Below are 13,189 nucleotides of genomic sequence, written 5' to 3'. Positions count from 1 at the left end.
ATCTCCGTGTTAGTGACATCTCACTGCAAAACTGCATAAAAGATGCGGTAAGTAGTACCCGCCCTAATTAAAGCACGAGATACACTAACTAGCAAAAGAAATAACAAAAAAACTCAACAAAATCAGATCAGTTAATCTGCCTTATGGGCTTGCAATAGGTTTCCTTTACAGTGAATGCCAGAAGGAGTGCAACCAGGGAACACAGCGGCAAAATGCGCAGACCGGCCTGAAAGTCGCTTAACAGCAGAGTTTCCACATTGAATGCACGCGCGCCGGCTGACAAATCCACCAGTCGTCCCACCAGGGGCTGCATTAACGCCCCTACAAAAATAGACGTCATGTTGGTAAAAGCAATGCAGGTACCGATGACCTTGCTTTCCTGAATTTCAGTGGACACCGCATAAGCAATGGCCACGCCTGTATTGGTCAGCCCAAAGAGAAAGAAAAGCACATAGGCTGATGTTTTGTTCATGTCGGGGTAGAATACAAACAGGGTCGTCAGTACAACGCCACACAGGGCTGAGAAAATCATCAAGGGTTTGCGGCGTCCCATGCGATCGGATATCCATCCTGACAATGGACCGCTGATACCCCAGCCTATGAAAATGAGACCGGTGGCAAAAGCCGCCGCATGCGCTGAAAGGCCGCGGCCATACTGCAGGTAAGCCGGACCAATGGCTTCGCCAATGACAGCGGTGGGACCAAAAAGGAAACCCGCATACAGGGCATTAAGCCAGGTTTGTCGATGCGATAAAATAATTTTCAGACTTTCAAGGATACTGATGTGGGGTTGTGCCTTAATCTCACGGCGTCTGGTGCCTGGCTTATCCTGAACAAACTGATACAAAAGACCGGCCAAGACGATAAACAGGAAAGCGATAATCAACATGCTGTGGCGCCAACCTACATTGGCCACCAGAAAAGACACAGGCGCTTCACCTGCTGCGGCACCCAACATGCCCAACGCCTGAGTTAAACCCGACAACAAGCCCAACATCGCCGGCGGAAACCAGGAGGTGGCAAGACGCAGCGCGCTGACAAAAGCAAATGCCGCACTAAAACCAATCAGCATGCGTCCTACGGAGGCCATCATCAGGCCGTCTGCCAAACCAAAAACGCCACAGCCCAAAGCAGTAATCAATGACATCACCGTTAAAATGCCGCGGATACTTAAACGGTCAACAGTCAAGCCAACCGGAATCTGCATAATAATATAAGGAATGTAAAAAGACGCTGTCAGAATCCCAAACCCGACCTCATTGATGCCAAAATCAATCTGCAGACTGCGATGCATCACTCCGGGTGCTACTCTGGCGAGATAATCAGAAAAATAAAACGCTGCGGCCAACCCCCAGACAATCCATGCAAAGCTCAGTTGACTGAAACGTCCTGAGGAATTTGCATTTTGAGATACTGCTATTTTATTCATAAATACACACTCGGTAACTGTATCCAGAAGCAACGGCGACTCCAACCGTCTAGATGCTTCCTACCAACAGCAATCAGCTCAAAAAATTTACAAACCCAAGCACCCATTATACTGCTACAAATGTTTATTTCAACACCAGAGTGGCATGGAAACCCCGCCCCCGTCCCGTCAGAACGAAGGCGGGGTATAATTATGCGCAATGAATGCGTATAATCTGACCTTTTATTGACGTTGTCCGTTATGAACAGTTTCGAACTTGCTGTAAAAAATGCCCTGGATTCGCTGGGGGATAGCCAACAGGCGAATAAAGCTTACCTTGAATTCATTAAGGCTAATTTCATCATCCCGGTGGATATTCATTCTGCACCGGACAATCCGGAAGTGCTCTTTCTTAAGGAAGGTGAACACACGTTTTTGCCGGTGTTTAGTGATATGAGTTACCTTGACGCCTGGGCACAGGACATTCGTGATGCCATTCAGATTCTCCGCCTTTCCGGCGTTGACCTGCTGAAAGGGATAGGTGATGACGTGACTGTCTGTTTGAATATAGGCAGTGACATTTACAAAGAATTTAACGCATCCGAGATCGCAAGGATGCGCAGCATGGTTTTAAAATTGTTTAAATAAAGGCGGGTTTGACCCGCCCCAGGGTTATGCCACTAAATCAAGCACCTGGTAACCGACAAAGGCTGAAGCGGCGATGGCCCCTGTTATACGCAACACGTTTACCAGAAATGATTTATTGTGAATAGAAAATAAACCGTCATTGGCGGCTGACTTTTCTTCTTCCTCATTCTTAACGGGTGCTACGTCCAAATTATAAAGCGGTTCCTCGCCATAGAAACCCGCCCACCAACCTTCCTGCCATTGTTCATGTTCACTTGTGCCCTGACGGTAAGGATTTTCCTGCTCGCCCAATTCGGACAGCGCGCATTGATACCCCTCAGCGTAGCAGTCCTCCAGGTTAGGATGCTCAATGTTAAAGCGCAATTTAATGTGTGGTAATAAGGCTGAAGTATCGTTCATGTTCGTACCCTCTCTTAGCTCGTCTTCCTCTTACTTGAATGGTAGCAACTTCCGTACCATCGCCAGGGGATTCGTGATTCAATCCACTTAGAGACTATTTTACGCCTTGAACAACCCAGGAATGGGCAAGTGAGATTAATTTACTATTTCTTGACAATATAGTTAAAAATAATACATGTTGTCTTTATAAGTATATGATTTATCTTACTATGGCGCCAAGCGGCAACCAATCCATTCATCGCCCTGTTGCCGATACAGCACACGGTCATGCAAACGGTTATCTCTTCCCTGCCAAAATTCAATGGTCAACGGTTTGAGTTGGTATCCGCCCCAATTTTCCGGGCGAACAATGGGCTGCTGATTCCATTGTGCCAGCAGGCGGTTAAAGGCACTCTCCAATTCTTGCCGGGTGGCAATGGGACGACTCTGAGGCGAAGCCATGGCACTGAGCTGACTGGCTGGCGGTCGACTGGCAAAGTAGGCGTCTGACATTTCCCGGCTGGTTTTTTCCACCGTGCCGCGGATTCTCACTTGCCGGGCCATTTCCGGCCAGTAAAAATTCAGGGCGGCAACCGGGTGTTTTTGCAATTGCACGGCTTTCGTGCTTTCATAATTGGTATAAAAAACAAAGCGCCCCTCTTCAATTCCCTTGAGTAATACCACCCTTGAATCCGGCATTCCTTGGTCATCAACCGTGGACAGAACCATGGCCGTGGGATCCTGCTTCTCGCTGGCAAGCACTTCATTAAACCAAAGCTGAAACTGCAATAAGGGATCGTCGCCGATCTGGTGATCATCAAGCCTTAAATCCCCATAATCCCGCCGTATATCCGCTAAAGTCCGCCACCCAGTCATGCTACATCCCCTCATTGAATGCCTTCAAAAAAATCAACATTTTCAGATAATTAACAAAACAATGCATTTCATTCTTCACTTAAGACGCGACATATATTATAACTGCAACACGATCGCATCGGTAACTACTTATGATAGAACGATTTTTGCGCTTGTTGGATACTTTTAAGGAAAATCAGATTTCAACGCTGTTGCGCAGCAATCGTGAATTTATCACAACTCAACTGAAAGGCCCCTATTTTTCAAGCCACGCACGCGATTATTTTGCCGACATCCAGGCCTCGGGCGAACCCTATGTGGATTTCGCCGATGAACCCCGCCGTATCGTTCAACTTAAACAACTCATGAATGCCTTGTACCATGCGGAAATGGCCTTCATCGATCTGGAAAATGTCAATCTTCGCAATGGCCAGCAAAAAACCCTTGATTTGAAAAAACTGTATTTTAATACCATTCATCACGCCTATCAGGCCAGTTACCTGCTGACGCACCTCGATGTCGATTTTATGGAGGTGTTTGGCCATGAGCTTGTGCAATTGCAACGCATTCTGCATCTGGTTAAACAGCAGGCAGATGGTTATGAACAGCAGGCGAATGACCTCGCTGGCCGCATTCTGGATTTTCCATTGAGTTATAATGCCGGCTGGTACGCAGGCGTTGCTGTTGATCAAATGAAACCTCGGCAGGGCGGATTTGATTACAACTTTATTAGTAAATTCAGTGCGAAACTTCCAGGCTATATTCAGCAACTCCGCCTCCAACTGCATCATTATTCTGCCAAAATCTCCCTTGAAGCACCAGAAATGAATGACCAAAAATTGCAGGAGCTTCAGGACAATGCGATTAAGATTATTTTTGCACTTGACGATTTGAGGGAAAATGATTTTTTCATCGCATTTAAGCTGATGAACTACATTAATATTGTACGCAATATTATCAGCCTGACCACCAGTACCTTCCAGCAGATGGTGCAATTCAATGAAACATCCCAGAATGTGGTGCGTGATAATCTGGCCAAATTAAAATATGACTTGCTGCCGCGGCTATTTGCCCTGGTTGATCGAATCGAAGATCAAGCCCTGCTGCATCCAGGAACCCTTTCCAGGCCCATGATGCAGCAGATAAAGCCGCTTTATGATCTGCTCATCACCTATGCCCGGAAAGCCGTTAATTTTGAAACCTGCGGCAAGGCCTTGTTGACGCTGGAGGATGCGCGATTCCTTGATTTGCGTCTCGGTGAAACGCGAGAGCGACTAAGCAAAACCCGGACAGCCTCTGTCAAAGCACAACGCCTGCAGAGTGCTTTTAACAGTTTCTATGCCATTCTTGCCCGGCCAGAATACAAGGGGCTTCGTTTAAGCCAACTGCCTGAGATAGTCAAAAAGGAACTAGCCCGGCACTATCGATACATCCGTCCTGTAATCGAGCATCACCATGTTGACTTAAGTAATGCCATTATCCATGGCTTGACGCAAAATCGCGGCTGGCTGAGCACCTTAAAAATGCCTTTCGACTGGTATTACAATTATGAAAACACGGATAAAATTAGTCACCTTCAGGCTAAATACACCACGCTGGCTGCCTTGTTTACCCAGGAAACAGCCACCGCAAGGTTTCATAAACAGCTTAATAAAGCGCTTTTGCGGCACATTATCGACCAGAGTGAGCTGGCTTTAGCGCCTTATGCGGGCGGAGATCTGTTCAAGCTCAACGAGAAAGCCGTTCTCGGCTTAAACAACGAGGCCCAGGGGTTTGAATTTACAGTGTGCGACGAAGGGCATTGCCTTTTAAAACAGCCTGCCCCCTTAACCACCGATCAGGCATTTCTTCTGGCGCAACATTACGATCAGCGGTTAATTGCCTTAAACCAGGCTCACAAAGCGTATCAGCAATTCATGGCCATTCTGGATGAGCAAGAGGTGACAACCCTCTCTGAAATAACAGAGGATACGAAGAAAAAATTACGACCGCTCTATGCTGGTTTTCAGCCTTATTTTATGACGATTAAGGCGTCTGATGCAGAAGTTGGCGCATTGGATAAGAAAATCATCGCGTCGCTGACTGATCAGGCATCGGCTTTGCCGGTGACTCTCGATGCATTAATCGCAATGGAACTGGATATTAATACACGGATCGCCGCCACAAAGACGCTTTGGAAAACCTATCGTGACAATTACCTTGATGACGGTAAAAAGCGCTATGAAACCGACGTGGAATCCCCGCCACTGGCTGTGAATACACAACATGCCAATCGAGCGCATTACCTGCTTAAAAAAGACACCTGTTCAAGGCACATAGCAGATTACCGCAAATCACTTTTTCAATTCACTGCGGCGTTGAATCTTCCCGCCAGACAGCATCTTAAACCGCAGGAAAAGGGAGTCCCTTTTCCCCAATTGGAAAAGAAGCAATCCCTGCTGGCAGAGCCTCAGCAACTGCTTAACATCAAACGCCTGTTTAATGCCCTGTATTACCTTGAACAAATGGTTATTGAACTTGAGAAACTCAATGACAAAAGCAGCGAATCAACCTATGTTTATCATCTGCTGCAGGTTTATCATGCCATCAACACCATCTATCAGTTGTCGCTTTCCTTTTATCATGATCCTCACTCACGTCTGGTTTGCCGTGATCTGATGATGAAAGCCCAGCAACTCTATCAATTCACCCACGATGAGACCCAGGCCTACCTGGTCCATCCCGAGGAGGTAGAACCACAGGAAGAACCCCTCCATTACAATGGATTATGGTATACGATCCAGGCTTTTATGGTGGTTCCCGAACACATTGCAGCCTTGAATCATCAAACACCGATACCGTCTGACAGGCTTGAAAAAATCCGTCTCAATACCAAACGCATTGCCATGAACATTGAGAAGATTATCCACGATTCGCCCTTCCATTTCAGATTATTGCTGGACACGCCTGTCATGTACAGTCTGTTCATGGAGTTAAAAACCAAATTGCTCCAGTTTTCTCAAGCCTCTCATGAAGCCGTCATGGATCATCTGGACGAAATCAATTCGATGTTATTTACACGTCTATTGATGGAAACGGATCATTTTGAAGCGAAACTGGCTTTAAAACCTGGCGTATTGACAACCTCCATGAAAGCCATTCTGGATCAGTTTTACCAGGGTCTGGTTGAGCCGGCAGGTTTGGTTTCGGCTCAGCACCTTGAACTGGTTTTTTCCATGACACCCATCCAGAAACGACAGCTGGCAACGAAACAACGGGCAACCCTGGCTGAATTGAAACTTAAACAAATCAGTCGTGAACTTCGTGTCTTTAACGAATTGAACAAATCCCTGCAATTGTACAGGCGTCTTAAACACCCTGACTCGTCCTACATACCAGGACCTCCTGTGCGACCGGACGTACTGGAATTAGCCAGACAGGACGCAGTCAAGCATTACCGCGAGGCATTGCCTTTTCTTAAACAGGCAGAAAAGGAACTGCCTCATTTACTCCCACAGGGAATGGCAACGCCGCCAACAATCGATGGATTATTTCCCAAAACCGAGCTCACCATCATCCCTGTTATTGACAACATTGCCGGCCTGATAACCGGCGCACTCCGATACTGGAAGAAACAATCCGCCTCGCCCGACCGCGATAAAAAAATCCGACGTTATAGCCAGTTTAATGACCAGTTGAACGACTACCTTCAATTTACGTCAGGGTACCTTCCCTCAACGCCTGAAATGCTTAGGGCAATCGAGAAACAATTGCTCGATCAATACACCGGCCTTTTATCCGACCTGTATGAGCATCAGGACAATTACCGGGCAGGACAAGGCTCATCGGGGCGTCATCCTCACGTAGATAACTTGCTCAATGGTGCCCAATTTCCTGTGTGCATAACCATACCTTCCGGTGTCACTGATTGGGTCGGCAATTTAAATGCTTATTACACGGGATTGCAGGCGAGTTATCAATTTGAGAAGGAAACCGCCGACGAACAAACGCACTATTTGCAAGCGGTTCAGAAAAAAGACGCTGAACTGAACCAACAGTATAAGGCTCAGTACCTGCAATCCACCTTTGAGGAACTCGTGACCAGGATGGCAGGACGCCGCCTTGGTTTACTGCACATACACAGTGAATATGAGAAAAAACTGCATGCCCACCTGATGTCGTTTAATCAGGAAATCATTGAGCAGACGAAATCGTCTAATCATATCCGCCAGAGCATGATTCGTTTATTAATTAAAAAAACCCGAGCGTTTCAGAATGAAGCATTGCGTGACTATGTGCATCTGGATAAAGTCCTGTCAGCCATTCAGGCCTTTTATCTGTACCTGGATGCAGCGAAAGGCAATGGGGTGGATGACACTTCCGTCTATGAGGTACAGGATCTCATTGATAAGAAAAGCAAGCTGCTTACCACATTAAAAGACATTGCTCTCAATGATAAAACATCGCCGAGTGATCGGCTTTTTCAATTAAAAACCGCCTGTGACAAGGTCGAATTCTCAATCCCCCTGACCAAACAGCGCTCATTCACAGAGACTGACTGGTTGTGGTTTAAGAATTGCCTCATTAATCTGCTGTCGCTTCTACGTCTTTATACGCCCACACCCCTTAAGCGTTTTAATGCCCTGCGTGATATCACCGCAGAAAAGAATAAACCACCCATGCCCTCATTTGCCAATGAGTTCGGTCTGTTTACCCGAACCGAACGCGCCTACCATGACCCTGGATTGCAACCAGCCGATGAGGAGCCGGAAGCCACACCGCCAGCCATGGCTCCTGTTGCCTGATTAATGACGGCCACCCTGCAATAAACGCTTCAACTGCTCTATTTCGTTCATCAATTCCAATGCCAAGGCTGCCCCGGCAACGTTCACACCCAGATCGCGGTGCAATTGCAAAACGGTTCGAATGCGTCGCAGGTCGTCATTGCCAAAATAAAATTCATCCTGTTCATTTTTTTGCGATGAAATAATTCCTTCATCCATAATTTCAAGAATGACTTCGGCACTTACTCCAAAAGAACCCGTCACCTCATGCAGGGACAAGGTATACCATTCTTCGCACACCACCGTGGTTTCGTTGTCCTTAGCCATGGCTGACTCCTAATTTTGCACGCGGGTTAAACGAGGCTGCTTTTGCCATTTCCTCATACAAATGGCGGAGTGTCTCATTGTCACCGGGAGGGATAACGATGTCGAGACTCACATACTGATCACCCGCTGGATTACCGGGCAGCCCCCTGCCTTTAAGCCGCATTTGTTTGCCGGATTGTGACTGCGCCGGAATTTTAAGGTTAACAACGCCCCCAAGCGTAGGCACCTGGACAGTCGCTCCCAATGCCGCTTCCCAGGGCGCCACAGGCAATTGCAGATAAATGTCTTTTTTATCCACACGGAACCAGGGATGCGGCAACAGGCTGATTTCGATGTACAAATCCCCCGGCGCCTGGCCGTCTACCTTGCCCCCCTGGCCTTTGAGACGAATTTGCTGCTTATCGCCAATCCCCGCAGGAATTTTCACTTTGACCGTGCGCGTCTGATATTCGCCATGCCCATGACGATCATAGACTGGCACTTTTAGTTGCAGGCTTTTTTCAGCGCCGCGGTAACTGTCTTCCAGACTGATGGGTAATTTGGCATGAATATCCTGTTGGCCAAAATCATAAAAATTAGCCTGTTGTTGCTGCTGACGCTGGCGAAAAATGCTGTTGATAAACTCCTCAAAATCAGCGGCATCGCCTTCATTGAACGGGGCGTGACGGTATTGTGTTTCACCGGGTCTGAAGCCGGATTGTTCCTGTTGTTTCCAGTACTGACCGTATTGATCATACTTGGCCTTTTTTTCAGGATCTTTCAATACCTCGTAGGCTTCGCCCAGTTCTTTAAATTTTTCCTCAGCACCCGGCTCTTTACTGACATCAGGATGGTACTTGCGAGCCAGTTTTCGATAGGCCCGTTTAATTTCTTCAGGTGACGCACCGCGCTCCAATCCCATAATTTGATAATAGTCTTTATAGTCCATGCGTTTTTTTTCTCATCGTCGTCACATTAAACCTTGGGCTTGATGATTTGCACCTCATCACTCAATGCCTTGAAGTAGTCGTAAGACATGTAATAATTGCCACGGTTGCCACTGTTACTACCCCAGGAATTACGCAAGATTAACATGCCTTTGCTGACGTGGCCAAAATTATCCCTAATCAACGCCGTGTCATCATAGCCAATGATAATCATTTCATGCCCGCCATTCACTCGTCCCTGCCGGGCATGACGGATAATTTCAGGAGTGAGCATCCAGGAGTCAAACGCCTTGGCGTATTTGCCCATGGCCCCGGCATGGTTTAATTCCACATCCAGCAGAACGCCAAAGGTCAACCGATGCCCCTCACTTAAACTTTTTTTAATCGCTTGTAAAACCTGAGCCGGATTGTGATTGACAGTGAAGACATCATCAATGTCCACCAGACTCTCCCAGGCCATTTGGTCATTAATAGCCAGGGCATTGGCGCTGTACTCACTCACTGACATGGCCTTACCCTGGTTTTTTTCATTATCCGCCGGGTAACGCTTCACACCGGCACAGCCCTTGCTGCGTTGATGGCTGGTGGTAATAATGCCGTACTGGTCAAGCTGGTTTAAGACAATTTTGCCAAAGGAGCCGTCCCAACCGCTGTAAGGGATTTGTTTTTTATTCAGGAGGTAAGTGCCTAACTCCAGGCTGCATAATTGACTGATGTAATCCCCTTTAGCCAACAAGGCATCCAGGGCGGCCGTCACGGCAAAGGTTACGCAGGTGCCGTGCACGCCCTGATTCAGTACCGGCGTTTTATTCATCCCTAAATCCAGTTTTGCCGGCAGGCCTGTGGGAAGCAGCGACGCCTCGTCACTGACCGTATCGCTTATCTCCTGCACCCGCTCGCTAAGCACCGCCTGAGCTTCCCTGGATAGCTGCACGTTCTGCACAAGCACAACCCGGGATTGCTGCAATCCGTTCTCGGTTTCATCACTGATAAGAACAGGAATCTGGCCTACAATTTCAAACGGCTTTGCCCCAACTGAGGCCGATAAGAGTAAACTGATAATCCATAAAATTCCTTTTTTCATCACTTGTCCTCCTGCTTGTCCTGTGGATTGAAACTATAGCGACAGAAGTCACCTATTAACAATAGACTATCTGAAATTGATTGGAGCAAGGTAAAATTAAAATACTTTCTGTTCAGCGATTGTCATTGATGAAAAAATAATGTAACGTCAATGAATGGCTTCGTTTGATTTTAACCCATGAATTTGTTCCTCTGCTCCATCCACATACCCTGTTCAATTATTATCGGCTGAAAAGCCGATTACCTTCCTCACCCATTTTTTTGCCTTTCGTTTTAACCCGCTTTCAAGTGAGGACAGTATGTTTCGTTCACAACGCCATTTACCCTTTGTCATGTGGTTTTTCCCCGTGGTCTTTTTTGCTTATCAGTTTATTCTCCGCCTCTGGCCTGGATTAATGATGCAGGGAATTATGCAGCAGCTGACCATTGATGCCAGTCAGTTCGGGCTACTGGCCGCTTTTTATTACTACGGTTACGCTGGCATGCAGATTCCTGTGGCTGTTCTGCTTGATCGCTATGGCGCACGACGGGTGATTTTGTTTTTTGCTTTACTCTGCAGTGCGGGCACGCTGATGTTTACCCTTACTCATCACTGGCTGATTGCCTGTCTCAGCCGTTTTTTAATCGGTGCAGGCTCGGCCGTGGGTTTCCTTGGTGTTTGCAAAGTGATCTCCGACTGGTTTCCTGAGGCACACTATGCACGCATGGTGGGGTTTTCTTTCAGCCTGGGTTTATTAGGCGCCATTTATGGCGGTAAGCCGATAAGCCTTCTTGCACTTTATTACGATTGGCATGCGCTGGCGCTTGTTCTCGCATTGCTGGCTGTGGTTTTAGGCCTCGCCGTCAGTGTGTTTCTTCGTACGCCACCACAATCGATGGCCACGGGGACAAGTGGCTTCAGTTTAAAGAAGTTCAAAACCCTTCTTTCCTCACCATCCATTTGGGTATTGGCCATTGCCAATGCATTAATGGTTGGTTCGCTGGAAGGCTTTGCCGATGTTTGGGGCGTCCCTTACCTGATGACAGCCTATACTATCCCCAAAAGCGAGGCAGCGCTGGTCATTTCGTTTTTGTTTGTCGGCATGTTATTTGGCGGTCCGCTGTTGTCTTTCGCCAGTAAAAAAATGGGTCTTTACCCTGTGATCAGTCTGTGCGGGCTTGGTATGGCGGCTGTTTTCTTCGTGCTGCTTTCACACCCTTCCTACCACAAAGTCGCGTTTATCCTGTTGTTTTTTATCATCGGTCTTCTCTGCTGCTATCAGGTTCTCGTTTTTGCGGCTGGCGCCAGGCTCGTTCAGCCGGAACTTTTAAGCGTGACGGTGGCCTTCCTGAATTGCGTTAATATGCTGGGCGGCTCTTTCTTTCATACCTTAATTGGTAACGTCATGGAAATGAACTGGACGGGTACTTTCTCAGTCGAGGGCGTGCAGGTCTATCCCCTGACGAGTTACCTTCTGGCGTTGAAAGTCATTCCCTGCGGCGCTTTCGTGGGGGCTTTGCTGACAGGCACGCTGCAATGGCGCTTTCGTAAACAAACAAGCAGCGCTCTGGCACCTGCCTGACAGCTTCGGGCGCGAAAGGTCTCGCGCCCACTCCGGTTAATCCAGTTTAATGGTGTAGGAATAACTGCCAATACCGTCATAATCCAAACCAAGGTAGTGAATGCCATGGCAGGAGGCGCTAATGGAAGGGTGCTGCATGTAAGGACCATCCTTAATGTCAAGGACGCACCAATTGGCTACATCATATGCCACCGTGACATGCGCATAGCCAGAACGGCATTGGGGGGTATCACGAATAACAAAGCTGCGTGGACCGACCAGTTGTAAATTCAGATCCTGATCACTGTACCCGCTAACAATATAAATGGCCGGGTGTGCCTTATTGCTCAAATGGAAATAATCCTTGTAACCACAAAGCCCTTCATTTGCCTGAGCATTGGCCATGAACACACTGCCTGCCACCATTAACATCCATTTTTTCATTGTTTTACCTTTTTATTGTTATTGTTAAAATGGGGAATAGGCATTATATGGAAATGCTAGATAGTGAACAATCATATTGTTTAGCTTTTCCACAAAAATTGGTTATTTAATCAACGCTTTGATTTAATTGAATGAAATTTATCACTTGGCTTGCAGCAGGATTCCTTATGAACAACCCGGCTTACTCCCTCAGTCTCATCCACATTGAACAACGGGAACACCAGCAGGTTCTCAAAACACCGGCCAAGTCGGTGCCATTCCCTTTAAGTGCCGACGACAAACAATTGATCGCGGCAATGAAAGCGACGCTTCATGCCCTGGAGGGGGTCGGCCTTGCCGCCCCGCAAGTCAACCAATCCAGGCGGATTATTGCCGTCTATATTCCAGAGAGCGCGGCCCTGTTACGCGAGGAGGTTAAACATTACCCTATGCATATTATGATTAACCCCAGCTATGAGGGAGTCGCCGGTTTACCCCTTAAGGCTGATTTTGAAGGCTGTTATTCCGTCGCGGATAAAGCCGGCAAGGTGCCTCGTTTTCAGCAAATCACCGTCACCTATTATGATGAAGAGGGGAAGTTTCACCGCCAACAGGAGAGCGGTTTCTACGCCCGGGTTTTGCAACATGAAATTGATCATCTCAATGGCATCCTGATTATCGATCGACTCACGCCTGATTGTGTGCAGGGGAGTCAGGAAGCCATGCGAGCTTTGCGCCGTGCCGAGTTGCCTGAATCCAAGCGCCCATTGTTTGATGAATTAATGAATAGAAAAGCGAAGAAATAACCCTGATAAGCCTTGGCTAATCAGGGTTAGC

11 protein-coding genes are annotated in these 13,189 nt (G+C 47.5%); 4 read left to right on the top strand and 7 right to left on the bottom strand.

Annotated elements, in window-relative coordinates:
- Positions 1–127 precede the first annotated feature (127 nt).
- The gene (locus GH742_RS01935; protein ID WP_203455926.1) at positions 128–1,429 is read right to left on the bottom strand and encodes an MFS transporter; all 1,302 of its coding nucleotides are present in this window, start codon (positions 1,427–1,429) and stop codon (positions 128–130) included.
- A gap of 240 nt (positions 1,430–1,669) precedes the next feature.
- Here GH742_RS01935 and GH742_RS01930 point away from each other — a divergent pair, with 240 nt between their 5' ends.
- Positions 1,670–2,056, top strand: coding sequence for an SseB family protein (locus tag GH742_RS01930; protein WP_203455925.1), 387 nt, complete (start codon positions 1,670–1,672; stop codon positions 2,054–2,056).
- A 24-nt stretch (positions 2,057–2,080) separates the two neighbouring features.
- On the opposite strand, the gene GH742_RS01925 is transcribed toward GH742_RS01930, so the two are convergent.
- Together GH742_RS01925 and pdxH are read right to left on the bottom strand one after the other, a co-directional pair.
- The gene (locus tag GH742_RS01925; protein ID WP_203455924.1) at positions 2,081–2,455 is read right to left on the bottom strand and encodes a transmission trait enhancer LetE; all 375 of its coding nucleotides are present in this window, start codon (positions 2,453–2,455) and stop codon (positions 2,081–2,083) included.
- A 207-nt stretch (positions 2,456–2,662) separates the two neighbouring features.
- Positions 2,663–3,310 (bottom strand): pyridoxamine 5'-phosphate oxidase, encoded by a 648-nt coding sequence (gene pdxH / locus GH742_RS01920; protein WP_203455923.1) that lies wholly within the window; start codon positions 3,308–3,310, stop codon positions 2,663–2,665.
- A gap of 131 nt (positions 3,311–3,441) precedes the next feature.
- On the opposite strand from pdxH, the gene GH742_RS01915 reads away from it, so the two are divergent.
- Positions 3,442–8,073: a hypothetical protein gene (locus tag GH742_RS01915; RefSeq protein WP_203455922.1), complete on the top strand. Its 4,632-nt coding sequence runs from the start codon at positions 3,442–3,444 to the stop codon at positions 8,071–8,073.
- Here the strand turns inward: GH742_RS01915 and GH742_RS01910 are convergent, their stop codons facing one another.
- The 3 genes from GH742_RS01910 to GH742_RS01900 are packed head-to-tail and all read right to left on the bottom strand — an operon-like array spanning position 8,074 to position 10,389.
- Positions 8,074–8,379 (bottom strand): chaperone modulator CbpM, encoded by a 306-nt coding sequence (locus tag GH742_RS01910; RefSeq protein ID WP_203455921.1) that lies wholly within the window; start codon positions 8,377–8,379, stop codon positions 8,074–8,076.
- A complete protein-coding gene (locus GH742_RS01905; protein WP_203455920.1) occupies positions 8,372–9,307 on the bottom strand; it encodes a DnaJ C-terminal domain-containing protein in 936 nt (311 codons plus the stop codon). Before GH742_RS01905 ends, GH742_RS01910 begins: the two co-directional genes overlap by 8 nt.
- A 26-nt stretch (positions 9,308–9,333) precedes the next feature.
- Entirely contained in the window at positions 9,334–10,389 is a 1,056-nt protein-coding gene (locus GH742_RS01900) for a C1 family peptidase (RefSeq protein WP_203455919.1), read from the bottom strand.
- A gap of 298 nt (positions 10,390–10,687) precedes the next feature.
- Between GH742_RS01900 and GH742_RS01895 the strand changes: the two genes are divergently transcribed.
- Positions 10,688–11,950: an MFS transporter gene (locus GH742_RS01895; RefSeq protein ID WP_203455918.1), complete on the top strand. Its 1,263-nt coding sequence runs from the start codon at positions 10,688–10,690 to the stop codon at positions 11,948–11,950.
- A gap of 36 nt (positions 11,951–11,986) precedes the next feature.
- On the opposite strand, the gene GH742_RS01890 is transcribed toward GH742_RS01895, so the two are convergent.
- A complete protein-coding gene (locus GH742_RS01890; protein ID WP_203455917.1) occupies positions 11,987–12,373 on the bottom strand; it encodes a hypothetical protein in 387 nt (128 codons plus the stop codon).
- Positions 12,374–12,504: 131 nt separating this feature from the next.
- On the opposite strand from GH742_RS01890, the gene def reads away from it, so the two are divergent.
- A complete protein-coding gene (gene def, locus GH742_RS01885) occupies positions 12,505–13,158 on the top strand; it encodes a peptide deformylase (protein ID WP_203455916.1) in 654 nt (217 codons plus the stop codon).
- Positions 13,159–13,189: the final 31 nt, after the last annotated feature.

Origin of the sequence: Legionella sp. MW5194 (assembly GCF_016864235.1) — a bacterium.
In the GTDB taxonomy this organism is placed as follows: domain Bacteria; phylum Pseudomonadota; class Gammaproteobacteria; order Legionellales; family Legionellaceae; genus Legionella_C.
The sequence above is the reverse complement of the archived record's forward strand: the minus strand, read 5'-3'. Positions and strand labels throughout refer to the sequence as shown.

Bases quoted from the DNA above. Each gene is read 5' to 3' on its own strand.
- GH742_RS01935 (WP_203455926.1), bottom strand. From the start codon at position 1,429: ATGAATAAAATAGCAGTATCTCAAAATGCAAATTCCTCAGGACGTTTC.
- GH742_RS01930 (WP_203455925.1), top strand. From the start codon at position 1,670: ATGAACAGTTTCGAACTTGCTGTAAAAAATGCCCTGGATTCGCTGGGG.
- GH742_RS01925 (WP_203455924.1), bottom strand. From the start codon at position 2,455: ATGAACGATACTTCAGCCTTATTACCACACATTAAATTGCGCTTTAAC.
- pdxH (WP_203455923.1), bottom strand. From the start codon at position 3,310: ATGACTGGGTGGCGGACTTTAGCGGATATACGGCGGGATTATGGGGAT.
- GH742_RS01915 (WP_203455922.1), top strand. From the start codon at position 3,442: ATGATAGAACGATTTTTGCGCTTGTTGGATACTTTTAAGGAAAATCAG.
- GH742_RS01910 (WP_203455921.1), bottom strand. From the start codon at position 8,379: ATGGCTAAGGACAACGAAACCACGGTGGTGTGCGAAGAATGGTATACC.
- GH742_RS01905 (WP_203455920.1), bottom strand. From the start codon at position 9,307: ATGGACTATAAAGACTATTATCAAATTATGGGATTGGAGCGCGGTGCG.
- GH742_RS01900 (WP_203455919.1), bottom strand. From the start codon at position 10,389: ATGAAAAAAGGAATTTTATGGATTATCAGTTTACTCTTATCGGCCTCA.
- GH742_RS01895 (WP_203455918.1), top strand. From the start codon at position 10,688: ATGTTTCGTTCACAACGCCATTTACCCTTTGTCATGTGGTTTTTCCCC.
- GH742_RS01890 (WP_203455917.1), bottom strand. From the start codon at position 12,373: ATGAAAAAATGGATGTTAATGGTGGCAGGCAGTGTGTTCATGGCCAAT.
- def (WP_203455916.1), top strand. From the start codon at position 12,505: ATGAAATTTATCACTTGGCTTGCAGCAGGATTCCTTATGAACAACCCG.